Annotated in this window: 21 protein-coding genes; 8 read left to right on the forward strand and 13 right to left on the reverse strand. The window is 67.5% G+C overall.

All coding sequences use genetic code 11. The annotated features are described in order from the left end of the window. Positions 1-3: 3 nt before the first annotated feature. From FG94_RS14905 to FG94_RS14925, 5 genes are all read right to left on the reverse strand, one after another. On the reverse strand, positions 4-891 hold the full coding sequence (locus tag FG94_RS14905; RefSeq protein WP_200879985.1) for an SMP-30/gluconolactonase/LRE family protein: 888 nt from the start codon (positions 889-891) through the stop codon (positions 4-6). A gap of 8 nt (positions 892-899) precedes the next feature. After that, positions 900-2,324, reverse strand: coding sequence for an MFS transporter (locus FG94_RS14910; protein WP_152570993.1), 1,425 nt, complete (start codon positions 2,322-2,324; stop codon positions 900-902). 99 nt (positions 2,325-2,423) lie between these two features. Next, positions 2,424-4,004, reverse strand: a complete 1,581-nt coding sequence (locus FG94_RS14915; RefSeq protein ID WP_036213114.1) for an aldehyde dehydrogenase (NADP(+)) — start codon at positions 4,002-4,004, stop codon at positions 2,424-2,426. Between the two features lie 3 nt (positions 4,005-4,007). Next, on the reverse strand, positions 4,008-4,925 hold the full coding sequence (kdgD, locus tag FG94_RS14920) for a 5-dehydro-4-deoxyglucarate dehydratase (protein WP_036213116.1): 918 nt from the start codon (positions 4,923-4,925) through the stop codon (positions 4,008-4,010). Positions 4,926-5,041: 116 nt separating this feature from the next. Then, complete coding sequence (locus FG94_RS14925; protein WP_036213123.1) at positions 5,042-5,770, reverse strand: FadR/GntR family transcriptional regulator; 729 nt, start codon at positions 5,768-5,770, stop codon at positions 5,042-5,044. 193 nt (positions 5,771-5,963) lie between these two features. Between FG94_RS14925 and FG94_RS14930 the strand changes: the two genes are divergently transcribed. The 8 genes from FG94_RS14930 (at position 5,964) to FG94_RS14970 (ending at position 18,414) form a co-directional block, all read left to right on the forward strand. After that, a complete protein-coding gene (locus FG94_RS14930) occupies positions 5,964-6,680 on the forward strand; it encodes a rhamnogalacturonan acetylesterase (protein ID WP_036213126.1) in 717 nt (238 codons plus the stop codon). After that, positions 6,677-9,874 (forward strand): pectinesterase family protein, encoded by a 3,198-nt coding sequence (locus FG94_RS26070; RefSeq protein ID WP_051996728.1) that lies wholly within the window; start codon positions 6,677-6,679, stop codon positions 9,872-9,874. The genes FG94_RS14930 and FG94_RS26070 overlap by 4 nt, the downstream gene beginning before the upstream one ends. 104 nt (positions 9,875-9,978) lie before the next feature. Further along, positions 9,979-10,371, forward strand: a complete 393-nt coding sequence (locus FG94_RS14945) for a BlaI/MecI/CopY family transcriptional regulator (RefSeq protein ID WP_200879982.1) — start codon at positions 9,979-9,981, stop codon at positions 10,369-10,371. Continuing rightward, positions 10,355-11,599, forward strand: a complete 1,245-nt coding sequence (locus FG94_RS26075) for a M56 family metallopeptidase (RefSeq protein ID WP_081926007.1) — start codon at positions 10,355-10,357, stop codon at positions 11,597-11,599. The genes FG94_RS14945 and FG94_RS26075 overlap by 17 nt, the downstream gene beginning before the upstream one ends. A gap of 111 nt (positions 11,600-11,710) precedes the next feature. Beyond that, positions 11,711-12,409 (forward strand): FadR/GntR family transcriptional regulator, encoded by a 699-nt coding sequence (locus FG94_RS14955; protein WP_051996733.1) that lies wholly within the window; start codon positions 11,711-11,713, stop codon positions 12,407-12,409. Positions 12,410-12,795: 386 nt separating this feature from the next. Continuing rightward, positions 12,796-15,603, forward strand: a complete 2,808-nt coding sequence (locus FG94_RS28465; protein ID WP_152570994.1) for a TonB-dependent siderophore receptor — start codon at positions 12,796-12,798, stop codon at positions 15,601-15,603. Between the two features lie 102 nt (positions 15,604-15,705). Next, positions 15,706-17,547, forward strand: coding sequence for a glycoside hydrolase family 28 protein (locus FG94_RS14965; RefSeq protein WP_036213139.1), 1,842 nt, complete (start codon positions 15,706-15,708; stop codon positions 17,545-17,547). Positions 17,548-17,619: 72 nt separating this feature from the next. Next, on the forward strand, positions 17,620-18,414 hold the full coding sequence (locus tag FG94_RS14970; protein ID WP_036213142.1) for a YdcF family protein: 795 nt from the start codon (positions 17,620-17,622) through the stop codon (positions 18,412-18,414). A 4-nt stretch (positions 18,415-18,418) separates the two neighbouring features. Here the strand turns inward: FG94_RS14970 and FG94_RS14975 are convergent, their stop codons facing one another. The 8 genes from FG94_RS14975 to garD form a co-directional block, all read right to left on the reverse strand. Beyond that, positions 18,419-18,775: a translation initiation factor Sui1 gene (locus FG94_RS14975; protein WP_036213144.1), complete on the reverse strand. Its 357-nt coding sequence runs from the start codon at positions 18,773-18,775 to the stop codon at positions 18,419-18,421. 56 nt (positions 18,776-18,831) lie between these two features. Beyond that, entirely contained in the window at positions 18,832-20,130 is a 1,299-nt protein-coding gene (locus tag FG94_RS26080) for a TonB family protein (RefSeq protein ID WP_051996737.1), read from the reverse strand. Between the two features lie 79 nt (positions 20,131-20,209). After that, positions 20,210-20,584, reverse strand: coding sequence for a GFA family protein (locus FG94_RS14985; protein WP_036213147.1), 375 nt, complete (start codon positions 20,582-20,584; stop codon positions 20,210-20,212). 22 nt (positions 20,585-20,606) lie between these two features. Then, positions 20,607-20,984, reverse strand: coding sequence for a cupin domain-containing protein (locus FG94_RS14990; protein ID WP_036213150.1), 378 nt, complete (start codon positions 20,982-20,984; stop codon positions 20,607-20,609). Between the two features lie 57 nt (positions 20,985-21,041). Beyond that, positions 21,042-23,477 (reverse strand): family 43 glycosylhydrolase, encoded by a 2,436-nt coding sequence (locus FG94_RS28260; protein WP_081926009.1) that lies wholly within the window; start codon positions 23,475-23,477, stop codon positions 21,042-21,044. Continuing rightward, positions 23,474-24,349 carry an aldose 1-epimerase gene (locus tag FG94_RS15000; protein ID WP_051996741.1) on the reverse strand — a complete coding sequence of 292 codons (876 nt, stop codon included), beginning with the start codon at positions 24,347-24,349 and terminating at the stop codon, positions 23,474-23,476. The genes FG94_RS28260 and FG94_RS15000 overlap by 4 nt, the downstream gene beginning before the upstream one ends. Positions 24,350-24,364: 15 nt before the next feature. Next, positions 24,365-25,183, reverse strand: a complete 819-nt coding sequence (locus FG94_RS15005) for an NAD(P)-dependent oxidoreductase (RefSeq protein ID WP_036213153.1) — start codon at positions 25,181-25,183, stop codon at positions 24,365-24,367. Positions 25,184-25,203: 20 nt separating this feature from the next. Continuing rightward, positions 25,204-26,745, reverse strand: coding sequence for a galactarate dehydratase (garD, locus tag FG94_RS15010; RefSeq protein WP_036213156.1), 1,542 nt, complete (start codon positions 26,743-26,745; stop codon positions 25,204-25,206). Between the last annotated feature and the right edge of the window lie 34 nt (positions 26,746-26,779).

The raw sequence follows: 26,779 nt of genomic DNA on the forward strand, positions 1-26,779 counted from the left end.
GAATCAGGCGCGGCTTGCGCCGAACGGCGTTTCCGCCACGCCCTGCACACCCGGGCGCAGCAGCACCACCGAACCGGCCTCGCCGCCCGTGCCCGGGTCGATCGACGTTACCAGCAGGGTATCGAGCTGCGGCCCGCCGAAGGCGCACATCGAAGGCTTGGCCATCGGCAGCGCGATCTCGCGGTCCAGCTTCCCATCCGGGGTGAAGCGCTGCACCAGGCCGCCGTCGTTGGCGCAGGTCCAGTAGCAGCCGTCGGCATCGACCGCGGCGCCGTCCGGGCGGCCCTTCTGCCCGGTCAGGTCGAGGAAGACGCGCTTGTTGTGCGGGATGCCCTGCTCGACGTCGTAGTCGAAGGCCCACACGGTGCGGCGTTGCGGATGCGAATCCGATAGGTACATGGTGCGCCCGTCGGGCGACCAGGCCAGGCCGTTCTGCGTGAGCATGCCGCTCACGACCGGACCGTGCAGCCCTTCGTCCGCGCTGTAGCGGTACAGGCCGCCGACCGCGCGCGCCGCGCCCATGTCCATGAACATGGTGCCGCTCCAGAAACGGCCCTGGCGGTCGCAGCGTCCATCGTTGAAGCGCATGCCTTCGCCCAGTTCAAGCGCGGACGGCGCGGCCAGGCGCGTGGCCTCGGCCTTGCCGTCCTCGCCCAGGACCAGGCGATGGATGCCGGTTTCCATGCCGGCCACCAGGCTGCCGTCGACGGCGCCTGCGATGCAGGCCACCATCTCGGGCGCTTCCCAGTGGCGCAGCGCGCCGGTGGCGTGGTCCATGCGCCAGACGCGGCGTGCCGGGATGTCCACCCAGTACCACGCAGCTTCGGCCGCGTTCCAGGTGGGGCTTTCGCCGGTGGCGCAATGCACGCCTTCGATACGGTCGATCTCCATGCCTGCCATTACAGGTCGGTGATCTCGCGGTGTGCCGGCACCAGGGCCTTCATCACCAGCCAGGCCGTCAGGTAGGCCAGCGCGCAGATCGAGAACATGATCAGGTAGCCGGTTTCCAGATGACCCAGGGCGCCGTAGTAGTCGAACAGCCAGCCGCCCAGCTTGGTGAGCAGCACGCCGCCCAGGCCGCCGGCCATGCCGCCGATGCCGACCACCGAACCGACGCTGTGCTTGGGGAACATGTCCGACACGGTGGTGAACAGGTTGGCCGACCAGGCCTGGTGCGCCGAGGCGCCGATGCCGATCAGGATCACCGGGATCCAGAAGCCCAGGTAGCCGAGCGGCTGGGCCAGCAGCACCACCAGCGGGAACAGGGCGATGGTGAACATGGCGCGCATACGGCCCTGGTAGATGCTGTGGCCGCGGTCGATGAACCAGGTCGGCAGCCAGCCGCCACCGATACTGCCCACCATCGTCATGCTGTACAGGACCGCCAACGGCAGGACCATCTCCGGGCCGGTCAGGCCGTACTGGGCCGACATGTACTTCGGCAGCCAGAACAGGAAGAACCACCACACGCCGTCGGTCATGAACTTGCCGAAGGCGAAAGCCCAGGTCTGGCGGTAGCCGAGCAGCTTGAACCACGATGCCTTCGGCTTGGCCGCTGCGGCGGCCGGGTTCGCGTCCGCAGGCGCGCTGTCGCTGTTGATGTAAGCCAGTTCGCCCGGGCTCAGGCGCTTCTGGCGATCCGGCGTGTCGTACAGCCAGATCCAGATGCCCATCCAGACGAAGCCGATGGCGCCGACCGCGATGAAGGCGGCCTGCCAGCCCCAGTACTCGGCGATCAGGGGCACGGTCAAGGGCGCCAGGATCGCGCCGACGTTGGCCCCGGAGTTGAAGATGCCGGTGGCGAAGGAACGCTCGCGCTTGGGGAAGTACTCGGCGGTGGCCTTGATCGCGGCCGGGAAGTTGCCCGCCTCGCCGATCGCCAGCACCGCGCGGCCCACCATGAAACCGACGATCGAGACCGGCACCGCGGCCAGGCCGAGCGTGGTGAACACGCTGTTGACCGCATTGCCGATGCCGATGGCGTAGGCGTGCGCAACGGCGCCGATCGACCAGACCACGATGGCGAGGACGAAGGCGCGCTTAGTGCCGAGGCGGTCGATCACGCGGCCGGCGAACAGCATCGAGATGGCGTAGACGAACTGGAAGACTGCCGTGATGTTGGCGTAGTCGGTGTTCGACCAGCCGAATTCCTTGGTAAGCAGCGGCGCCAGCAGGCTCAGGACCTGGCGGTCGAGGTAGTTGATGGTGGTGGCGAAGAACAGGAGGGCGCAGATGGTCCAGCGATACTTGCCCACCGTCGAGGTGAGCCCCGGGGCCTGCTCCGCGCGTTGCTTCGCATTTGCGCTCATGACTTGCTGATTCATGGGATCTGTTCTTTTCAAACGAAACAGCCGGCGTCTCCTCCGGCTGGTGCTTCAATCGGTGAAAAGGGGGCGCAAAGTCGAACCTTGCGCCCCCTCACATTACTCTGCGACTTTCAGGTCTCCATCCAGCACGCGCGCAAGGCGCAGTGGATTGTCGTCGCGAAGCGCCTCCGGCAGCAAGCCCTCCGGCACGTTCTGGTAGCACACCGGCCGCAGGAAGCGGTCGATCGCGCTCGCGCCCACCGAGGTGGTGCGGCTGTCGCTGGTGGCCGGGAAAGGGCCACCATGGACCATCGCGTGCGACACTTCGACGCCGGTCGGGAAGCCGTTGAACAGCACCCGGCCCGCCTTGCGTTCCAGGATCGGCAGCAGGCGCGCCGCCAGCGCATGGTCGGCCGGCTTGACGTGCACGGTCGCGGTCAGCTGGCCATGCAGCTGTTCGGCTGCCTGCAGCATCTGCTCTTCGCTGTCGAAACGCACCACCAGCGCGGCCGGGCCGAAGATTTCGTCCTGCAGCTCCGGGTTGCCGATGAAGTCCGCAGCATCGACCTCGTACAGCGCAGCCTGCGCAGCGCAGCCGATGCCTTCGGTACCGCCCTGGGCGACCAGGCGCAGGCCCTTGGCGGCGCCGAAGCGTGCGATACCGCTGTTGTAGGCTTCATGGATGCCGGCGGTCAGCATGGTACCCGCGCCCTTGGCTGCCAGCGCCGTGGTGGCCGCCGCAGTGAAGGCGCTAAGGGCCGCTCCCTTGACCGCGAACACCAGGCCAGGGTTGGTGCAGAACTGGCCTACGCCCAGGGTCAGCGAGTCGACGAAGCCGTTCGCAAGAAGCGAACCGCCCTCTTCCAGCGCCGCAGGCAGGAGGAACACCGGGTTCACGCTGCTCATCTCGGCGTAGACCGGGATCGGTTCCGGACGTGCGGCCGCGGTGCGCATCAGCGCGGTGCCGCCGCCACGCGAGCCGGTGAAGCCGACCGCCTTGATGGCCGGGTGGCTGACCAGCTGCTGGCCGATGGTACGGCCGTCGCCGAAGATCATCGAGAACACGCCTTCCGGCAGGCCGCACTCCTGCACCGCGCGCTGGACGGCGCGGCCGACCAGTTCCGAGGTGCCGAGGTGGGCGCCGTGGGCTTTCACGATGACCGGGCAGCCTGCCGCCAGTGCCGATGCGGTATCGCCGCCCGCGACCGAGAAGGCCAGCGGGAAGTTACTGGCGCCGAAGACCACGACCGGGCCGAGGCCGATCTTGGCCAGGCGCAGGTCGGGACGCGGCGGAGTACGTTCCGGCAGCGCGCTGTCGATCGTCGCGCCCAGGAAGCGGCCGTCGCGCACCACTTTCGCGAACAGGCGCAGCTGGGTCACGGTGCGCATGCGCTCGCCTTCCAGGCGGGCTTGCGGCAGGCCGGTTTCCTGTTGGGCGCGTTCGATCAGGCTTGATCCGATGGCCAGGATCTGTTCCGCCACCGCTTCCAGGAAGCGGGCGCGCTGTTCCAGCGGCAGTGAACGGTACGGATCGAAGGCTTGGGCTGCGAGTTCGCAGGCACGCTCCACGTCGGCGCCGGTCGCCTGGCCGAAGGCCGGCTCGAACTCGCCGCGGGTGGACGGGTTGTAGGCTTTCACCTCGCCCGCGCTACCGCGGACGAGCTGGCTGCCGATGATCATTTCACCAGTGATCTGCATGGCTTACACCGGGTTCTTTTGTTTCTTGATCAGTTCCAGCAGCATTTCGTCTTCTGCCGGGGTCAGGTCGGTCAGCGGCGGACGCACCGGACCTGCGCCGTGGCCGACCAGGCGGGCGCCGGCCTTGACGATGCTGACTGCGTAGCCGCCCTTGCGGTTGCGGATCTCCAGGTACGGCAGGAAGAACTCGTCCAGCAGGCGGTTGGTGGTGGCGGTGTCGCCGCTGGCGGTAGCGTGGTAGAAGTCCATTGCCAGCTGCGGCACGAAGTTGAACACGGCCGACGAGTACACCGGGGTGCCCAGAGCCTTGTAGGCGCCGGCATACACTTCCGCGGTCGGCAGGCCGCCCAGGTAGCTGAAACGGTCGCCCAGCTTGCGGTAGATCGAGACCATCAGTTCGATGTCGCCGATGCCGTCCTTGAAGCCGATCAGGTTCGGGCAACGGTCAGCCAGCTTGGCCAGCGAGTCCGCGCTCAGGCGGCAGGCGGCGCGGTTGTACACCACGACACCGATCTTCACGGAGCGGCACACCGCTTCGACGTGGGCGATCAGGCCATCCTGGTTGGATTCGGTCAGGTAGTGCGGCAGCAGCAGCAGGCCCTGGGCGCCCTGGCGCTCGGCTTCCTGTGCGTGGGCGATGGCGGCGCGGGTCGGGCCGCCGCAGCCGGCCAGGATCGCGACGCCGGTGCCGGCGCAGGTGTCGACCGCGGTCTTGACGATCTGGCTGTACTCTTCGCCGTGCAGCGAGAAGTATTCGCCGGTGCCGCCGGCGGCGAACAGCGCGGTCGCGCCGTACGGTGCCAGCCATTCCAGGCGCTTCTGGTAGCCGGCCTTGTCGAATTCGAGTTCGGCGGTGAAGTCGGTGATCGGGAAGGACAGCAGGCCGTGCGACAGGACTTTTTGTAGTTCGAGTGCTTGCATTACAGAGTCTCCAGGACAGATGTGTGAAATACGGGTGAAGAAAGGATTACCGCGTTGAGTTGTATGTCATCGTACAACTTAAGCGATGAGCTCGCAAGCAGAATGTGCGACTTTTTTTAATTGATCATGGATTCGATCCGGCGCTGCGCCTGCACCAGCCGTTCGCGGCTGTTGGACAGGTGGGTGCGCATGGCCGCGCGTGCGGCCTCCGGATCGCGGCGCTCGATGGCGCGGAAGATGTCGTCGTGTTCGCGGCCGACGCGCTCGTTGAAGTTGGCCGGCTTGTCCTGCTCCAGCTCCACCGTGTTCAGGCGCGCACGCGGGATGATCGCGTTGCCGAGCTGGGTGAGGATGTCTTCGAAATAGCGGTTGCCGGTGGCCTGCGCGATGAGCAGGTGGAAGCGCTTGTCGGCATCCACCGCCGACCTGCCGACCGCCATCGCCTCATGCATCTCGGCCAGGGCCACGCTCAGGTCCCGCACCTGCTCGTCGGTGCGGCGCACCGCGGCCAGGCCCGCCGTTTCGGTCTCGACGCCGATGCGCAGCTCCAGGATCGACAGCACGTCGCGCAGGGTCAGGATGCTTTCGGCATCGATGCCCAGGCCGGACTGCGGGCGTTCCAGCACGAAGGTTCCGATGCCGTGGCGCGTCTGCACCAGCCCGGAGGCCTGCAGGTGCGAAATCGCCTCGCGCACCACGGTGCGGCTCACGCCATGCTGCGCCATCATCGAGGACTCGGTCGGCAGTTTTTCGCCCGGCTTGAGGATACCCTGGCGGATGCTGCTGCTGATCTGTTCGACGACGCCCTGTGCGAGGTTACGGGGCTTGCGCTGGGTGGGGAGCATGTGGTGAATAAAGGGTGGAATAAGAGATAAGACAATTATATATCAAGACAAGTTGTATGACGTCCTATGACAAGACATCTCTCATAAGCTGTATCGGCGACGCCACAGCGGGTATCGATCTCGTGCCGGCCTGACCGCTTGATAAATTGGTCAGGCCAAAATAGAATCTGGCGAACCTTTAGGAGTCCGCCCCATGTTACGTCCTGCCCGTTCCCTCGCCTGCCTGCTTCCCCTGCTGTTCGCCAGCTGCGCCAATGCCGCCGCCCTGCCCGACCGTGTGATCCTGGTCGGCGACTCCACCATGGCCAGCACCACCGGCTACGGCGACGCCCTGTGCGCGCGCCTGACACCGGAGACGGCCTGCCACAACCTGGCGCGCGGCGGCCGCAGCTCGGGCAGCTTCCGGGCCGAGAAACGCTGGGACGAGGTCATGGAACTGCTGCGCAAGAGCGCGGGCTTCCGCAAGACCTATGTGCTGATCCAGTTCGGACACAACGACCAGCCGGGCAAGCCGGGGCGCTCCACCGACTACGTCACCGAATTCCCCGCCAACATGCAGCGCTACGTGGAAGAAGCCCGTTCGCTCGGCGGCGAACCGGTGCTGGTGACACCGCTGACGCGCCGCATCTTCAAGGACGGCTACGTGCACAACGACCTGGCGCCCTGGGCCGCCACCGTGCGCACGATCGCGCGCGCCACGCATACGCCGCTGGTCGACCTGAACGCGCTGTCGCTGGCAGCCGTGCAGGAGATGGGATCGCAGGAAGCGGACAAGCTGGCACGCCTTGGGGCCAACTTCGACCACACCCATCTCGGTCCGCTCGGCGCGGAACGCTTCTCCGGCATCGTGGCCAGGGAGCTGGTGCGCAAGGTGCCGGCGCTGTCCGCATCGATGCGGGGCGCACAGTGAAGGCGCCGCTCGCATTGATGGCGCTGGCCGCGGCCGGCGCCGTGGCAGCGCCGCTCACGCCTCCTCCGTTCCGGCCAGCCACCGCGGCCGTGCCGGTCCCGACGGCCGAGCGCCAGCATGCGCCCTTCGACGGCTGGGCCGCACAAGAGGGCGGCACCCGCGGCGGCGCCCTGGCCAGCCCCGCCCATGTGTACACCGTGCGCGACCGCGCCCAGCTGCTGGCGGCCCTGAGCGCAACAGCGCCGGCCCGCATCGTGCGTGTGGCGGCGAGCATCGACATGAGCGAGGGGCGCGCCTTTGCCGACAGCGAGGACCAGGCAAACCGCGGCACGGTGCGCGTTCCATCGAACACGACGCTGATCGGCGTGGCGCCCGGCGCCGGCTTCGTCAACGGCTCGCTGTCGGTGGCCAACGTCTCGCAAGTGGTCATCCGCAACCTCGCGCTGCGCAATCCCTGCGACGTCAATCCGCGCTGGGATCCGAAGGACGGCCCCAAGGGCAACTGGAATTCGCTGTTCGACGCCATCACGGTCTCGAACGCGCGCCACGTCTGGATCGACCACAACAGCTTTACCGACGCCCCCGGCACCGACGACAAGCATCCGGTCGAGAACGGCAAGCTGAAGCAATGCCACGACGGGGCGCTCGACATCAACCAGGCCTCGGACTTCGTCAGCGTCACCTACAACCACTTCGCCCTGCACGAGAAGAACATGCTGATCGGCTCGAGCGACCGCGCCGTCGGGGACCAGGGCCACCTGCGCGTCACGCTCAAGGGCAACCTGTTCGAGCACGTCGCCGAACGCGCTCCACGGGTGCGCTACGGCCAGGTCCACCTGCTCAACAACTACTACGTCGGCGACCGCAAGCATCCCGTCTACGGCCACGGCTACAGCGTCGGCGCGGCCCATGCCTCGCGCATCATCTCGGATGCCAATGCCTTCGATATCGCCGGCGCCACGAGCTGCAGGCAGGTGGTGCGCGACCCGGGTGCCAGTCCGGGCATCTTCAGCGACAAGGGTTCGCTGCTGAACGGCACGGCGCTGGCGGACTGCCCCTACGGCGGCGACGCCGGCTGGCGCGTGCCCTACCGCTACACGGCGCTGCCCGCAAGCGAGGTAGCGCGCCACGTGCGCGAGCATGTAGGTCCACGTCCCCTGCAGCAAGCGGCGGACGGCTATGCCGAGGCCCGCTTCGTCCCGGCGGCCGGCAGCCCCTTCCTGCTGCGCGCTCGCCAGGACGCGAACGGTGACTGGCAGGGCGCCAGCCTGCAGCTCAGCGACGACCGCAAGGTCTGGGTGGTGGAGCTGCTGGAGTCGCGCGGCGGCGAGGTCAAGCGCATCAAGCAGGTGCGCCGCAATGCCTCGCTGCCGGGCACGCCGGTGGTGCTGCGCTATGCGGCCGAACCGGGACCGCAGGATAATGTGCTGAACGTCTCGGTGGACGGCGACCGCGCCACCTGGCTGGTGGCGCCGCCCTTCCCCGCGGTGCAGCCGGTCAGCTGGGAAGCGGGCGCGAACACCCTGGTCGACCTGCGCGCCGGCCCTGCCGGCACGCCGCCCGAGCGCGTGACCGTCCACGTCGGCGCCGACCGCATCGCGCTGCAGGCCGGCGACACGCCCGAGACCATCCGGGTCGGCGGCGCCGGCGGAAGTGCGCACATCGCCGCGGCCTCCGCCGATCCGCGCATCGCGCATGCCGATGCCGCAAGCGGCGCCCTGCGCCTGACCCCGCACGCCGCGGGCCGCACCACGGTGACGGTGCGCAGCCTCGACGATCCATGGGCGCAGGCCGTGTTCACGGTCGACGTGGGCGCCCCCTTCGCCGCGCCGGCCGGCACCACCCTGCCCCCTGGTGCCACCGTTCTGCCGGCCAACGGCGAGCGCGGCGTGCCGCCCGATACGCCGCTGCGCCTCGCTTTCGCGGAAGAACCGGTGCTCAGCGGCGAAGGCAGCGTGCGCGTCTACCGCAAGCGCGACAAGGCCCTGGTTGCGGTCATCCGCCCGGGCGAAACCGTCACGGCGCTGGCCCCCGGGGAGCGCCAGCGCCTGGTGCGACAGCATCCGATCCGCGTGCTCGGCAAGGAGCTGTACGTGCGCATGCCGCGATCGCTCGAACGCGGCCTCGAGTACGAGGCGGTGGTCGATGCGCGCCTGGTGCGCGCCAAGGGCTTCCAGGGCGCGCGCTGGTCCTTCCACACCACGCCCTACCAGCCGGTGGGCGACAGCGTGATGGTCGATGCCATCGGACGCGCCGACTTCCGCACCGTGCAGGGCGCGCTCGACTACGCCATGACGCTGCCGCGTGCGCAGGCGCTCACCGTGAACGTGCGCGACGGCGTCTATCCCGAGCTGCTCTACCTGGTTGATAAGGACAATGTCATGCTGCGCGGCCAGAGTCGCGAAGCGACCATCATCCGCGCCGCCAACAGCGATACCCGCAATCCGGGTTCGGGTAGCGGGCAGCCCGCCGGGACGGCCGGCATCGATGGCGGCCGCGCCCAGTTCCTGGTCCAGGATGTCGACCTGTTCGAAATCCGCGACATCGCCCTGCACAACAGCACCCGCCGCAGCGACGGCCATTCGGCCCAGGCCGAAACGATCTTCTTCAGGAGCGAGAACGGCCGCCTGATCGCGCGCAATGCGCACTTCGTGAGCGAGCAGGACACGCTGCAGCTGCACGGCTACGCCTGGTTCTACAAGTCGCTCATCGAAGGCAACGTCGACTTCGTGTGGGGGAACAACCGCGCCGCCCTGTTCGAAGAGAGCGAACTGCGCACGGTAGGCGACAGCGCCAATCCGCAAAGCGGCGGCTACATCGTGCAGGCGCGTACCGTGGGCAAGGACGACCCGGGCTTCGTGTTCCTGCGTTCGCGCCTGACGCGCGGCCCCGGCCCGGCGGGCAACCTGCCGCCCGACGGCGCAACGTACTTCGCACGCTCGCCGGGCACCGCGAATACCTGGGACAACGTCGCCTTCATCGAGTGCAGCGTCGGCCCGCACATTGCCGCGGATGCCTGGTACCGCAAGCCGCTGCCGAATCCCCTGGAGGGCGGCTGGCGCGAATACGGCAACCGTTCGGAAAACGGGCAGCCGCGCAGCTACGGCGGCTACCAGATGGACCGGGCGCAGGCCGCGCGCCTGTCGACCCGCGCCGCGGTGTTCGCCGGCCGCGGCTGGAATCCTCAGCCTTGAGGACATAGCGGCCACCCTGGCCGCATAAAGGCACGCGCAGCGCTTGACAGTGCCGTTTACAGCTGTAATCATGAATTGAGATTACAACTGTAAATGGTGCTGTCATGTCGAATCCTTCCCCCATCAACATCAGCGACGCCGAGTCGCACGTCATGGAAGTGCTGTGGCGCGCGCCCGGCCCGGTGGTGGCCGAACAGGTCGTCGTCGCCCTGTCCGAGAGCCAGCACTGGCAGACCGCCACCGTCAAGACCCTGCTCAACCGCCTGCTCAAGAAGGGGGCGATCGCCGCGCAGAAGGATGGGCGGCGCTTCCTTTACCACGCCGTGCTGCCGCGCGAGGCCTGGCTGGCGCGCGAAAGCGAAAGCCTGGTGCAGCGCCTGTTCGGCGGCCGCATCGCGCCGCTGGTCGCCCATTTCGGCAGCCAGAAAAAACTGTCGCAGGCGGACATCCGGGAACTGCGCAAGCTGATCGACGAGCTCGATGATGATGGCCAGTGAGCTCATGCCCCTGGTCCTGCGCGCGGCGCTGTTCGCCGGCCTGGCGACCCTGATCCTGCTGGCAGTGCGCAAGCCATTACGGCGCTGGCTCGGCGCGACGCTGGCTTACCAGGCCTGGCTGATCGTGCCGATCGTGGTGGCGGCAAGCCTGTTGCCACGAAGCGCGGCGCCATCCGGCTTGTCCGTGCAGGCGCTGCGCCCCGTGCAGGCGCTGGCCGTGCAGGCCGCGCCGGCAGTGACGGCGGACGGCGCCGGCATGCTGCCCTTCATCTGGATGGCCGGCGTCGCGGCGATGGCATGGTGGTTCATCCGCGGCCATCTGCGCTTCCTGCGCCAGGCGGGCGAGCTGACCCGCTCCGGCGGCGTGTTCGTCGGCGCCGCCGGCGCCGGACCGGCTTCGGTCGGCCTGTTCCGCCTGCGGATCGTGGTGCCGCGCGACTTCGCACAGCGCTACACGCCCGCCGAGCAGGCGCTGGTGATCGCCCACGAACAAGTCCACGTCGCGCGCCGTGATGCCCTTGCCAACCTGTTGACGGCCTTGTTCCAGTGCCTGTTCTGGTTCAACCCGCTGATCCATGTCGGCGCGCGCTGCCTGCGCCAGGACCAGGAACTGGCCTGCGATGCCGCCGTCATGCGGCAGTACCCGCGCCAGCGCCGCGTGTATGCCGAAGCACTGCTCAAATCCCATGCCGGCGCCTTTGCGGCGGGCGGCATCCACTGCCACTGGCAAACGCCACACCCTACCAAGGAGCGCATCATGAGCCTGCAGCAAGCCTTACCTGGAACCCTGCGCCGTATCGCTGGCCGCTGTACCCTCGCCCTGCTGGCCGCGGGCGCTTTCGGCACGACGCTGGGCGTGCGCGCCGAGCAGGCCGCAGGTGTGCCCCAGTATTCGGTGGCGATGGTCATCGGCGATGCGAACCGTTCATCGGTCTCCTTCCAGCTCAAGGCGGAAGGTTTCGAGGGCGATGGCAAGCATTCCATCCCGCGCGTGCTGACGCCGGCCGGCGAAAAGTTCAGCGTGAGTACGGGCGAGTGGCGCCTCGACATGATCGTCCGTCCGGCCGAGACGCCCGACAAGGTCTGGCTGACCGGGAAACTGTTCAAGGGCGCAGCCCTGGTGACGGCGCCGACCTTGCTGGCCCGCGTCGGCGAAGCGGCTACCGTCAGGGTCGGCGAAGGCGAGAAAGCCTTCAGCGTGGCGATGACCGTTACGCCACAACCGTAAAGACGGCTCCGTTAGCTTATAATTGGTTGGTCCACTTGCAACAATACCCGCACCAAACTAAGATCGCTGGTTTGGCATCGGCCACCATATTTACAAACGACGGACCCATCGATGAAGAAAACCGCTGCGCTGAACGAGAACAGCGTCAACGAGCCACGCTTGTACCGGGTGGTCTCGGCCAAGATCGAGGAACTGATCCGCGCTGAAAACATCCGCCCGGGCGAGCGCCTGCCGGCCGAGCGCGAGCTGGCCACCAAGCTCGGCGTCAGCCGCACCTCGCTGCGCGAAGCCCTGATCGCCCTGGAACTGGGCGGCACGGTCGAAGTGCGCGGCGGCTCGGGGGTGTACGTCAGTGAACAGGCCCAGCCCCAGGCCGAGGTGCCGACCGCCGGCCCCGGCCCGTTCGAAGTGCTGGCCGCGCGCCGCCTGATCGAGGTCGAAGTCGCGGCGCTGGCCGCGAAGCACGCCAGCGATTCGGCCATCGACGCCATCCTGCGCGCGGTGGAAGAGATGGAGCAGCACCACGAAGACCGCAGCGGCAACGAATCGGCCGACCGCAACTTCCATCTGGCGATCGCGCGCGCCACCGGCAACAGCGCGATGGTCGGCGTGATCGAATACCTGTGGAGCCAGCGCGGCTCGCTCTGGCACAAGCTGAAGGAACACTTCCAGACCGAAGAACTGCGCCAGCAGACCCTGATCGACCATCGCAACATCTTCGCCGCCATCGCCTCGCACGACGTGGCCGGCGCCCGCACCGCCATGCGCGCCCACCTCGACCGCGTGACCCGCACGTTCTCGCGCGGCTGATGCCTGGTCCGGGCCGGGCCATCGGCCCGGCTGTCCACCCTTCCCGCCGTTCTCTCCCCTCCCTGCGTTTCCAGGTCGCCTTCGGCGTTGCGGGAATATTGCTGTTTGAATAATTGGCCCAACCGCCTTGTATTTACGAACAGACCAGAAAATAAGTGGTTCGTCCAGATTGCGAAAGCGGTCAGACCAAAGTAGAATCCGCTACAGACCAATCAATCATCTGCTGATCCCTACCGCCGTCGCACGAGGATGGCCTGCCGCGGACCACAGCGCTGTGCATTGGACGGCAGTGACCTCGTCACCACCGCGCGGATACCCCTGCGTATCCCTTCGCGCGATCCAGGGACACACCCGGACGCAATTCTGATTTGAGCAGGAGACTTCCAGTGAAACAAACTCGTATCACCGAACAACGCTTCCTTCTGACGGCAATCACTGCCGCAGTGCTGACCCTGACGAACACCGCCATCGCGCAGGACGCGCCGATGCAGCGCGTCGAAGTGACCGGTTCCTCGATCAAGCGCCTCGCCACCGAGAATGCCCTTCCGCTGACCACCTACAAGGCCGAAGAACTGACCAACCAGGGCCTGACCACGATGACGGAAGTCGCCGTGGCCCTGACCGTTGCGGCGACCAACGAACCGGTCGGCGGCGGCGGCGGCGGCACCATGATCAACATGCGCGGCCTGAACACCAACCGTACCCTGGTGCTGCTGAACGGCCGCCGCCTGGCCAACGAGGCGCTGGGCGCGAGCTCGGTCAACGTCGACGTGATCCCGATGGCCGCCATCGAGCGCGTCGAAGTGCTGCGTGACGGCGCATCGGCCCTGTACGGCACCGACGCGATCGCCGGCGTGGTCAACTTCATCACCAGGAAATCGGTCAAGGACGTGACCGTCCATGCCAGCACGGTGCAGCCGGAACAATCCGGCGGCGGCGACCAGAAGCGCGTGACCCTCGTCGCCGGCAAGGGCGACATGGCCACCGACGGCTGGAACGTCTATACCGCCTTCAGCGCCCAGCGCCGCGAGTCACTGATGCAGAAGGACCGTCCGCAAATCTGGGATCCGGTCAAGCTGGCCGCACTCGGCGGCAACCCGTTCACCTCGAACACCTCGGGCGGCTCGGCATCGCCCGCGAACTACACGATCTACCGCAACGGCAAGTCGGCCAACATCACCGGCAACCCGTATTTCGCCTCCGGTTGCGTGGCGCCGGGCCTGCCGCAGACCACGGTGCCGTCGACCCGTACCAACGCCAACGGCGGCAAGACCTGCATCACCGACCCGACCATCTACCCGCAGCTGCTGCCCGAGAACCAGCAGGTCACCCTGTTCACCAAGGGTAGCCTGGCCCACGGCGACGGCGGCGTGCTGACGGTGGAACTGAACCTGTCGCGCTCCTACATCGACGCCATCAGCCCGCCGCAGCCCTTCGGCGCGAATACCAACTACGACATGCGCACCGCCTCGCGCAAGCCCCTGATGATCACCAAGGCCAGCAAGTGGTACCCGGGCGGCAGCGGCGGCGTGCCGGCCGTGGCCGGCCTGAACGGCGAAGACCTGGCGCTGACCTGGAGCCTGGACGAGCTGGGCGCGGCCAAGCTGCACGACGTGCAAAAGAATGCCCGCCTGGTCGTCGCCGATGAAGGCCAGATCAAGGGATGGGATTACCGCGTCGGCGCGAACTACGGCTACAGCCACCGCGACAGCGGCTTCAAGGAAAACTTCGTGCGCACCCCGGGCGTATACGCGGGTGTCGCCAACGGCATCCTGAACCCGTTCGGCGCCCAGGATGCAGCCGGCCGCGCCTACCTGGAGAGCATCTCGGCCGACGGCGAGGACTTCCGCGTGGCCGACGTGCGCCACTACGGCGTCGACTTCAACCTGAGCCGCACCCTGATGGACCTGCCGGGCGGCTCCCTAGGCCTGGCCGTGGGCGGCGACTGGCACCGCGAGACCTACGAGGAAGATGCGCGCATGATCGGCGACGAGGTGGTCTGGCGGGTCAACGGCTCGCCGGGCAACAACCCGAGCGGCGCGCGCCGTGTCGCCGCACTGTACGCCGAACTCGACGCACCGGTTACGAAAGAGCTGAACCTGAACTTCGCCGTGCGCGGCGACCACTTCAGCGATTTCGGCTCGACCTTCAATCCGAAGGCCAGCTTCCGCTACCAGCCGATGAAACAGCTGATGGTGCGCGGCACGGTCAGCACCGGCTTCCGCGCGCCGACCCTGCCTGAACTCTACGGTGTGCCGCGCACGCTGGCGCCGTCGACCTCGAGCTGGGACGATCCGTTGCTGTGCCCGAGCGCCACCCCGAACGTGGCCGGCTCCGGTACCCTGACCACCGATCCCCGCTATGCCGGCCTGGGCCTGGACGCCGAGCGCGTCTGCAACACGCGCCTGACCACGCTGGTCGGCGCCAACCCGGACCTGGAACCGGAAAAGTCGAAGACCTATACCGTGGGCTTCGTGATCGAACCGATCAAGAACTTCGTCGCCACCGTCGACTTCTGGAAGATCGACATGAAGGGCACGATCGCCCAGATCAACGAGGATTCCATCTTCGACAACCTGGCGCGCTACCAGGACCTGTTCGTGCGTAACCCGGACGGCACGCTGCAGTACATCACGAAGACGCGCCTGAACATGGGTGGCCTCAAGACCCAGGGTATCGACCTGAGCCTGAATTACTCGTACCCGACCAAGAACTGGGGCCGCTTCGGCTTCTCGATGGACGGCACCTACACCGACAAGTACGAAGGCCAGAACGACGTCGGCAGCCCATGGGTCGACAGCGTCGGCCGCATCGGCGCCCTGTCCACCGGCTCCACCTCGGCCAACACCTACATCTTCAAGTGGAAGCACCAGGCGCGCGTGAACTGGAACTACGGTCCGTTCTTCGCCCAGTTGACGCAGCAGTACTCGTCGACCTACGAAGACACCAACGCGCTGCCGACCCAGCAGCCGGGCCAGCCGTTCTACAACGTGATCGCACCGTACCGCGTGTACAACCTGTCGACCACTTACAAGTTCTCGAAGAACTTCAAGGTGGGCGCCGGTGTGAACAACCTGTTCGATACCGATCCGCCGCTGTCGAACCAGCGCCTGTCCTCGCGCGTCGTGTTTGCGCAGAACATCGCCAAGCCGATCGGGCGTGCCTTCACGCTGCGCGCGGACTACACGTTCTAAGCGCTTCGAGACCGTGACCGACGCAGGGCGGACGAGACCTCGTCCGCCCTGCGCACATCCATCTATGCGCGCATGCCGGCGCCGGCAAATAAAGGAATCACCATGACTAAGCGACACATCAATCCGCAACGCCGTTCGCTGCTGTATGCTGCATCGGCATCGGTGGCCGGCCTGGCTGTGGGACCGGCGCTCGCCGCAAGCGGAGGAACCAAGGTGGCACAAGACGATCCCTGGGCGCGCGCCCAAAGCATCATCGACGGGTTCAGGAAGCCGCTCGTCTTCCCCAAGCGCGACTTCCTCATCACCGCCTACGGCGCCAAGCCCTGCGAAGCGGTCATGGTGACGGGTTACGTGGCCGACCACGAAGAGGGCAAGCTCAGCACCCCGGCGCCCGGCGCCCATGACTGCTACGCGGCGATCGCGGCGGCCATCGCGGCCTGCAGCGCGGCGGGCGGCGGCCGGGTCGTGATCCCGGCCGGTAACTGGCTGGTGAAGGGGCCGATCGTCCTGAAATCCAACGTCAACGTGCACCTGGCCAAGGGCGCCCACGTCTACTTCAGCAACGATCCGGAAGACTTCGCCAAATACGGCGACTATGACTGCGGACCCAATGGCAAGCTGGTGATCTCGCGCTGGCAGAGCAACGACTGCCTGAACTATTCGCCGATGGTCTACGCCTACGGCCAGACCAACATCGCCCTCACCGGCGAAGACTGGACCAGCATCCTCGACGGCCAGGGCGGCGTGCCGCGTGCCGATGGCGAGACCTGGTGGGACTGGAAGGGCAAGCGCAAGGGCGTGGCAGGAAAGGCGCACAACCAGCAGCGCACGCAGATCGCTGTCAATCCGCTCAACCCCACCTCGATCCGGACCGTTGCCCCCAATCTCAACGACGCCCAGGTCGCCCTCATGGAGGGCACGAACGACAAATGGCGCACCGACGAAGCCTACTTGCCGACCCTGTCGGAAGCGGGCGTGCCGGCCGCGAAACGGGTGTTCGGCCGCGGTCACTACCTGCGCCCGTGCATGGTGGAGTTCATCGGCTGCACCAACGTCCTGATGCAGGGCTACCAGCTGAACCAGACACCATTCTGGCAGCACCACCCGGTCAACTGCAGCAAGGTCGAGATCCGCGGCGTGCACATGGACAGCATGGGACCGAACAGCGACGGCTTCGACCCGGAAGCCTGCAACACCGTGCTGGTCGACGGCTGCACCTTCAACAGCGGCGACGACTGCATCGCGATCAAGGCCGGCAAGAACCTCGACACCCAGTTCGGCCCGACCCAGAACGTGGTGATCCAGAACTGCGTCATGAACAGCGGCCACGGCGGCGTCACGCTGGGCAGCGAGATGGCGGGCGGGATCCAGCACGTGTATGCGCAGGACATCGAGTTCCGCAACACGCACTGGGCAAGCGACCCGCTCAACACCGCGATCCGCCTGAAGACCAACATGAACCGCGGCGGCTTCCTGCGCCACTTCTACGTGCGCAACGTGACCATGCCGAACGGCGTCAACCTCAAGCCGCAGTTCTACACCCCGCTGCCCGGCTCGCCGATCAAGCCCAAGTCGGTGGGAGCCGGCGCCGGCGCCGTGATCACCTTCGACTGCGACTACGCGCCGAACGCCGATAACGTGCGCACCCGCCCGCCGGTGGTGGAGCACATCCACATCTCGGGCGTCAGGGTCGGCAACGTCGCCACGGAGAATGGCCCGCGCTCCTGCTACCAGGCGCTGCTCCTGCTCGGCCCGGTCGCCTTCGACTACAACGGCGACAAGCCGGTCGACATCCTGCCGATCCGCGACGTGACCATCACCGACTGCGACTTCGGCACCCCGGTGAACGCGGACCAGCCCTGGTTCATCTACAACGTCCGCAACGTCAAGCTGAGCAAGGTCACCATCGCGGGCAAGGTCTACAACACCACCCTGCAGGCCTGAAGCCTGCACCGGTTTCGGCGCAGGATGAGCTAGGATGTCGGACTGACAGCCACCGCTTCCTAGCCGACACCGATGCTCGACCTGATCAACGCCATCCCGCGCAGCCTGATTCTTCCTCCCGCCAACCTGTTCCTGTTGATCCTGATCGGCCTGGCGCTATGGCGCCGCTGGCCGCGCATCGGCCGCAGCCTTGCGGGAACGGGGCTGGCGCTACTGGCCTTGCTGTCGATGCCGAAGGTGGCCGAGCTGTTCGTCAGGCCGCTGGAGCGGATGACCGCGCCCCTGCACGCGCCCGAACGCGCCGGCGCCCAGGCGATCGTGGTGCTCGGGGCCGGACGGCTGCGTGACGCCCCCGAGTACGGCGGCCGCGACATCCCCGATGTCACCGCCCTGGCGCGCCTGCGCTACGCGGCCCACCTGCAGCGGCGCACGAAGCTGCCCGTCCTGGTCAGCGGCGGCACCGTCGGGAAGCCGCCCGCCGGTGAACGTGCTTATTCGCTGGCCGATGCGATGGCGACCGCCTTGCGCGAGGATTTCGGCGTGCCGGTGCAATGGGTCGAAGCACGCTCGCGCGACACCGCGGAAAACGCCGCCTACAGCGCCGCGCTGCTGCGCGCGGATGAGGTCCGGCGTGTCCTGCTGGTGACCGATGCCATGCACATAGCACGCGCCCGCGCCGCGTTCGAACGCGCCGGGCTCGAGGTGGTCGACGCACCGACCATGTTCTTCACCGGCCAGGCCCGCAGCATCCATGCCTGGGTGCCCAGTGCCGAGGGCTTGCGCCGTTCCTGGTATGCCATGTATGAACTGATCGGCATGGGCTGGTACCGGCTGCGCGCGGGCGGCGCGCAGGCCCCCGCGCGCTGAGCGCTCAGCCGCCGGCCCGCTTCGGCTGGTGGCCGAGCTTCCTGAGCGTTTCCATGATCAGCTCGCAGTGCTCGCCCTGCACTTCGATCACCCCATCCTTCACGGTGCCGCCGGAACCGCATGCCGTACGCAGCTGCTTGCCCAGCTGGGCCAGTTCAGTGGCATCGAGCGCGAGGCCCTTGACGATGGTCACGCTCTTGCCGCCCCGGCCCTTGGTTTGCAAGGAGACGCGCACCACGCCGTCGCCCTTGACCGCGGCCCGGGCCTTGCACTCGCAGGCCGAGACGGGCATGCGGCATGCGGGGCACATGCGGCCGCTCTCGGTGGAATAGACGAGGCCGCTGTTCGAACTGCTCTTCATGTTCTGCTCAAGAATATCTGTGAAATCGGGGGGACGAGTGTAGCAGCATCGGCTCCTCAAAGCTGCGGCGGCGCAGCTGGACGGGTCCTGCACCACTGCGCGCGCAGCGCGAAAGCGGCGCCCAGGTCGCCGGCCGGCGTTTCCTGGTTCGGCCGCATCTCGACGTACTTTACTGCGGCATCGCAATGTCCCAACTTCGCGCCCAGGAGGAAGATGGCTCTTGCCAGGTCGAGATCGCCGTTCTGTTCCAGAATCAGCCCGTATTGATGGTAGGCCTCCGGAAGTCGGCCCTGCATCGCTTTCTGGAACAGCCTGGACGCTTCGTCCGCGTCCACAGGCATTACGCGGCCCGATACGAGCAGCTTGCCCAGGGCGAGCTCGGCGCGCCCTTCACTGCGGCCAAGGGCCTTGCGGTACAGCGCCGCCGCCTGCGCGTCGTCCTGCACGTTCCCGAGGCCCAGTTCGAAGCTGCGGCCGAGATGGACCAGGCCTGACGCATCGCCCTGCGCCGCGGCGCGTGCGATCCAGGCCACTGCCGCCGTGCGCTCCCCGTCGGAGACGGCGCGCTGCATTCCCAGCAGGCCGAGGCGCAGCTGCGCCTCGGCCAGTCCGCCCTCGGCGGAGCGCGTCAGCCAGGACAAGGCCTTGTCCATGTCGAGCTCTCCCGCGGTGCCGTACTGGTAGGCCCACGCCAGGTTGGCCTGGGCCCAGCCGTGCCCCTGTTCCGCCGCCTTCGCGTACCAGTAGACCGCCTGTTTCTGGTCATATGGCACGCCGAGGCCGCGGTAGTACAGCACGCCGAGATTGTTCTGCGCGAATGCATTGCCGGCTTGCGCCGCGCGCAGGTACCAGGCAGCGGCCTGCACGGGATCGGCCTCGACGTGGGTGCCGTGCTGGTACCAGGCGCCCAAGGTATTCTGGGCGACCGGATCGCCCGCTTCCGCACGTGTCCTGGTACCGGCGAGCAGCGCCGCGTCCTGCGCCTGCGTCTTCTGCGCCCCGCCGGGTATCCAGACAAATTGCGTCTTGAGCCAGCCGGTCGGCGCCTGGCCCGTGGCTTGCACGCCATGAAAGTGGCAATTGCGCACCGCATCGAGTGCGGCCTTGTCGAGGTCTTCCCTGCCGCTGGACGTGTACACGCGCGCATCGTTCGCGCGCCCCAGTTCGCCGATCAGCACTTCGACCGTCGTCTTGCCGCCGGCGCCCTGCGCCAGCGCGGCGGCGGGATAGACGGGGCGCCCGCAGGCATTCAGGTCCATGGCCATCAGCTGCTGCGGGTCCTGCAGGCGGGCGGCAGGCACTTGGGCAGGAACGACGGCCGCGGCCGCGGCCAGGGAGAGGATGAGCTTCTTCATCCCTCGACTGTACGGCATCGCGCGGCGCTACACATACACGCATTGTCACCTGTCGGCATGGCCGCAGGCGCCCCACCGGTCAGCGCACGCCGCTAACCGGCAGCCAGGACGGCCTGGTATCGGTGTGCAGTTCGATGTCGACCGGATCGGTAAACGGTGCGTCCAGCGTGCCGAGGGTGACCGCGATGCGCTCGGGCGTGTGCTCGCTGCGCCAGAACAGGGTGGACCCGCACTGCCGGCAGAAGGCGCGCCGGCCGTGGCTCGACGAAGCGTATTCGGTGATGAACTCTTCGCCACGTTCGATGCTCAAGCCGGCACGGGCAAGGTTGGCGTAGGTACCGGCCGCCGCCCCATGCTGTTTCTGGCACATGGTGCAATAGCAGTGACTGGCGCTCTCGATCGGGCCGGTCGCCTGGTAGGCAACGGCGCCGCACAGGCAGCTTCCTCGTAACACGCTGGTCTCCTCGTAGTCCGGATCAGGCCGGTCGGTTCTCGGTCCCTTCGCCGCGCGTGACGTGCAACATGCGGCTCGGCTGGCGCACCCGGGCAGTATGCCAGACGCCGCGCGGCACCACGACCGCGCCGCTGCCCTCCAGCACGATCGTCTCCACCCCGCTGTCGCGTTCGAGCAGCAGTTCTACGTGACCTGCCAGCAGGTAGACGAATTCGTCGCCGTGCGGGTGCATTTCCCAGCTCGGCCAATCTTGCGTGAACGAGAATTCGCTGACGAGCCAGCCCTTGCCGAAGGCATCGAGTTCGGCTGGGGGCAGCTGCCAGAAGGATTCGCCTGGCACGCTGCGTGCCAGGCCATCGTCGGCGAGGTGGACATAGGTCTGCTGCGGGTCGAGGGCCATGAGGTCTCCAGTCTTCAAGAACGGAAGTCCGGCAATACTATCACCCCGACACCGGCATCAAGGCGTGATGCGCAGGTAGTCCACGTCCGCGTAGCTGCCCGCCGCCCCGGTCGCGAACAGGCCGACCTGCGTCCCGACCCAGCGGCCCATGGTGGCGTCGAATGGCGCACCGAGCTGCGTGTAGCGCAGGCCGTCCGCGCTGTACCAGAAGGCGACGCGGGCGCCGGCCGTCACGTGCATGCGCAGGTGGGCCGCGAAGCCCGGCAGTTCCGCGCCCAGCTCCTCGACGCACTTGCCGTCTTGAGCACAGCGCACCAGCACCATGCGTGGCTTGCCCTCGACGCGGCGCAGGCCGAACCAGTGGCTGGCCAGGCCCATCGTGCCGAGGCCGACCTGATCGCCGTCGCGCTGCGCCCGCAGGTCGACCTTGGCGGCGACGCCGAAGGCGGGCGCCGGGAACTTCTGGGTCAGCACCGAGGGCAGCGAGCGCACCGGCATCTCCGGCTGCGCGAACAGGCGCAGATGGCCCGGACGGGCGTCGAGCGCATACCAGCGGGAATCCGGGTTGGCTGCCCACTGCCACTGCGCGCCCAGCGCCTTGCCATCGAATTCATCGCTCGTTGCCGGCACCTGCCGGGCGAAGCTGCCGGCAAGCGGCTTGGCATGTTCGGTCACCGGCTGGCCCACGCCCGGCTTGCTCGACGGCTCGCCGATCAAGGGCCAGCCGTCGTTCCAGTGCATCGGCTGCAGGTGCACCACGCGTCCGTAGGCGCGCTTGTCCTGGAAGTGGAAGAACCAGTCGCTGCCCTGCTGCGTCCTGACCCAGGCGCCCTGATGCGGTCCGTTGATGCCGGTGGCACCCTGCTCCATCACGATGCGCGACTCGTAGGGGCCCTCGATGCTGCGCGAGCGGAACACCGATTGCCAGCCATGCTCGACGCCGCCCGCCGGCGCGAACACGTAGTAATAAGCGTTCGCCTTGTACAGCTTCGGTCCCTCCAGCGTGCGGTAGCCGGGCAGCTTGTCGCCGTCGATGACGACCTTGCCTTCGCTGTCGAGCAGGCTGCGGCCATCGGGCGCCATCTTGCGCAGCGTGAGCACGTTGTTGAAGCCGGCCCGGCTCTTGGCCCAGGCGTGGATCAGGTAAGCCTTGCCGTCCTCGTCCCACAGCGGGGCCGGATCGATGATTCCCTTGCCCGGCAGGAGCAGGTGCGGGGCGCTCCAGGGACCCTTGAAGTCGTTCGCGGTGGTGACGTAGATCCCGTTGTCGGGGTCGGGATAGAAGATCCAGAATTTGCCGTCGTGGTGGCGCAGGGACGGGGCCCACACGCCCTTGCCGTGCTGGGGCGCGGCGAACTGCGCGCCCGGCACTAACTGGGGCAGCGCATGGCCCTGCAGCTCCCAGTTGACCATGTCTTTCGAGTGCAGGAGCGGCAGGCCGGGCGCGTTGGCGAAGCTCGAGGACACCATGTAGTAGGTGTCGCCGACGCGGATCGCGTCCGGATCTGAATAATCGGCATGCAGGATCGGGTTGCGGTAGCGGCCGTCGCCGAGGTCGGGCGACCACGGCGCCCTCGCCGGCACGGGGCCGAGCACGCGCTCGAGAAAAGCCGCCATGGCGCCGACGGTGGGCGACACCCAGGGATCGAACAGCCAGAACGAATGCGGGGTGCCGGCCAGCGCCACGGTATCCGAATGGATGCCGTGCGAGGCCAGTTTGGCCGCCATCGCCTCGCGTCCCACCGAGAAGCGCGGCACGCTGCTGGTGATGAAGAGTACCGGCGGGCTGTTCTTGCCTACATGATTGATCGGCGAAGCCTCGCGCCACAGCGCTTCCTTCTCGGCGTAGCGGCCGCCGAACCAGGCGCCGGCCGCGGAAGGGTTCTTCTTCGGATCGTCCTCGTGCCTGCGCGCTTCCTCCGAGGTGAAATCGGACAGGCCGTCGATGTTGACCACCGCACGGATGGCTTGCGGCTCGAGCATGCCGACCAGCGCGGCGATCTGGCCGCCGGCCGAACCGCCGGCGATCGCAAGCCTGGCCGGGTCGATGCCATGGCTGCCCGCGTCCTTGCGCAGCCAGCGCACGGCTTCCTTCACGTCCTCGATCGCGGCCGGGTAGCGCGCCTGTCCGGACAAACGATAACTGACGGTGGCGGCCGCGTAGCCGCGTGCGGCGAGACGCGCCGCCAGCGGCGCCATGTTGGCGCGCTCGCCGGTGCCCCAGCCGCCGCCGTGGACCAGGATCACCAGTGGCGCCGGCTTGCCGCCCGGGCCCGGCAGGTAGAGGTCGAGCCCGAGGGACAGGTCGCCGCGCCGCGCATACTCGAGGTCCTTGCGTACCTGGACCGGGGCCGGCGCCTCGGCGCTGGCGATGCGGATGTCAGGATAGTCGCGCACCAGCTTGCGGTAGGTGGTGTCGGCGTTGTACGGCGCCTGGGCGAAGGCCGCAGTGACCGTCAGTGCCAGCAGCAGGCCGAGAGGAGCCCGCCTCACAGCGCCGCTCCCCGGAACACGCAGCGGCGGCGCAGGGTCGCGCCTGGCGCCAGCACCGTCAGGCCCGGATAGCCCGGCAGGTTGTGCGCATTGATCGGGTGGTCCACCGGTTCGAAGCAGAAGAAATCGCGTCCCGGCGGAACGTAGAGGATGAAGTAATCCATGTCGGCCTGTACCTCCAGTGCAAGGCCGCGTTGCGGCCAGGTGATACGGGCGGCGCCGTGCCAGCCCTCGAATACGTTGTCGACGCCATCCTGCGGCAAGGGCGCGGGGCTGTCGAAGCGCCACTCGGGCGGGATGTCCTGGCGCACCAGCGGCAGCTTGTCGGGGCCGGCCATCCAGACGCTGTTGGCGCCGGCTTCCAGCCGGGCGGCTTGCGGATCGGGCATCCAGGGATGCAGGCCGATCCCGAAGGGCAGCGCACTGCGGCCCGCATTGCGCACGCTGAGTTCCACCACCAGCGCATCCTTGTCCAGAATGTAGTGCAGCTCGGCCGTATAGGCGAAGGGTTGCGCATCCCGGCGGTCGAGGCTCAGGGTGAGGGAGGTATCGTGGTGGGCGGCGACGCGCCAGGGCTGCTGCCAGCCGTCGCCGTGGATCGGGCAAGGCTCTCCGGCCCGGTTCGGGGCGGGCACGTGGCGCTCGCCTTCGAAGGCAAAGCCGGAGGGCGCCATCCGGTTCGACCAGGGCAGCAGCGGGAAGCAGGCCAGCTGCCCGGGCAGCGGCGTGTCGTTGGCGTCCGGCGGCAAGCCGCGCAGCAGGGGCCGTGCCTGGTCGCCGTCCAGCCAGTCCAGCCGTGCCAGGCCGCCCCCGATCTGCGGAACAATCTCGGCCAGCAGGCGCTCGTTACGCAGTGTGAGGCGTTCCAGCACGGCTCTGCTCACCGATCAGTATTGCGGGCCGTCGAGCAGGAACTTGCCGCCCTGGTACATCGTGGTGACGTCGTCCTTGGCCGGGAACTCGGAGGTGTCCGGGAACAGGTGGGCGAACTTCGACGAGCTGTCCTTCGGCTTGTAGCCCAGGTGCGAGGCCAGGCGGTTGTCCCACCACACGCTGTCGTTGTCCGACATGCCGTAGACGATGGTGTGGCCGACGCGCGGCGCGAACAGCGCGCAGCGCAGCATCTCGGTCAGGTCGTCGTAGGAGAACCAGGTGCTCATCATGCGCTTGTTGGCCGGCTCCGGGAAGCTCGAACCGATGCGGATGCAGACGGTCTCGATGCCGAAGCGGTCGAAGTAGTAGCGCGCGATCTGCTCGCCGAAGACCTTCGACAGGCCGTAGTAGCTGTCCGGGCGGGTCGGCGAGTCCGCATCCAGCACGGTGTTGACGTGGTGGTAGCCGATCGCGTGGTTCGAGCTGGCGAAGATCACGCGCTTGGTACCGGCCTTGTGCAGGGCTTCATACAAATTGGCCACGCCCAGGATGTTGGCCTGCATGATCGGCTCGAAGGGCTTCTCGGTGGAGATGCCGCCGAAGTGCAGCACGGCGTCCACGCCTTCAAGCAGCTTCAGTACCGCTTCCTTGTCGGCCAGGTCGCACTGGACGATCTCTTCGCCCTCGCGCGCTTCGCCCATGTCGGCGACGTCGGACAGGCGCACGACCTCGGCCCAGGGCTTGATACGGTCACGCAGCACCTTGCCGAGGCCACCGGCGGCGCCGGTCAGCAGGATGCGTTTGAAGGGTTTGCCTTTTACAGCTTCGGTCATGCTAAGAACTCCTAATTTGTTCAGGTCACCGGCGCAGGATTGAACAGCGCCAGCGCATTGTGCAGTTTCCAGTGTTCGGCCCAGGTCTTCTTCCCGCTGGCCACGTCGAGGATCAGGCGGAACAGCTCCCAGCCCACGTCCTCGATGCTAGCCTCTCCGCTGGCGATGCGCCCGGCGTTCACGTCCATCAGGTCGTGCCAGCGGTTCGCCAGTTCGGTGCGGGTGGCCACCTTGATCACCGGGACCGCCGCCAGGCCGTAGGGGGTGCCGCGGCCGGTGGTGAAGATGTGCACGTTCATGCCGGCGGCCATCTGCAGGGTGCCGCAGATGAAATCGCTGGCCGGGGTGGCGGCGTAGATCAGGCCCTTCTGCTGCAGCTTCTCGCCCGGCGACAGCACGCCGGTGATCGCCGTGGTGCCCGACTTGACGATCGAGCCCATGGCCTTTTCCACGATGTTCGACAGGCCGCCCTTCTTGTTGCCGGGCGTGGTATTCGCGCTACGGTCGACGCCGCCGCGCACCAGGTAATCGTCGTACCACTGCATCTCGCGCACCATCGCCTGGGCCACTTCCGGGGTGGCGGCGCGCGCGGTCAGCTGGTCGATACCGTCGCGCACCTCGGTGACTTCGGAGAACATCACGGCGCCGCCGGCACGCACGATGAGGTCGGTGGCGAAACCGACGGCCGGGTTGGCGGTGACGCCCGAGAAGGCGTCGCTGCCGCCGCACTGCACGCCGACCACCAGGTCGGAGGCCGGGCAAGTGACGCGCTGGCGCGCGTTCAGCAGCGCCAGGTGCTTCTCGGCGGTCTGCATCAGGTTGTCGATCATCGACATGAAGCCGACATGCTGCTGGTCCTGCAGGGTGATCACCGAGGGTTCGGCGTTGCCGATCGGGATCGAGCCGGCCGGGAACAGGCGCGCCGGCGGCAGCTTCTCGCAGCCCAGGCTGACGACCATGACGTGGTCGCCGAAATTCGGGTTTTTGGAGAGGTTGCGGATGGTCTTGATCGGGATGTCCGCGCCCGGCGCGTCGATCGCGACGCCGCAGCCATACACGTGTTCGAGCGCGACCACGTCCTCGACGTTCGGGTAGCGCGGCAGCAGCTCTTCCTTGATGCGCTTGACCGCGTAGTCGATCACGCCCGAGACGCACTGCACGGTGCTGGTGATCGCCATGATGTTGCGGGTGCCAACCGAACCGTCCTTGTTACGGTAGCCCTCGAAGGTATAGCCTTCGAGCGCTTCGGTCACCGGGCGCGCATGGGTGCCGATCGGCAGGTCGTCGAGCGAGCGGGCCGCGGGCATGCGCAGCACGCGCTCCGACACCCAGCTGCCGCGCGGGATCGCGCCGTTGGCATAGCCGATGATCACGCCGTAGCGGGTGACCGGGTCCCCATCAGCAAAGTCCACCAATGCCACCTTGTGCCCCTGCGGAACCCCTTCGACGAGCGTCAGGCCGTCCGGGAAAACGGTGCCCGCGGGCAGTCCGCCGTCGTTGACGACGATGGCGACGTTGTCGCTGGCCTGCATGCGGATTGTGCGCGGAACTTGGGTGTTCATGGTGTGGTGCCTTGGTCGGTAGGTTCTTTTTCAG

The organism is Massilia sp. LC238 (assembly GCF_000735635.1).
In the GTDB taxonomy this organism is placed as follows: domain Bacteria; phylum Pseudomonadota; class Gammaproteobacteria; order Burkholderiales; family Burkholderiaceae_D; genus Telluria; species Telluria varians.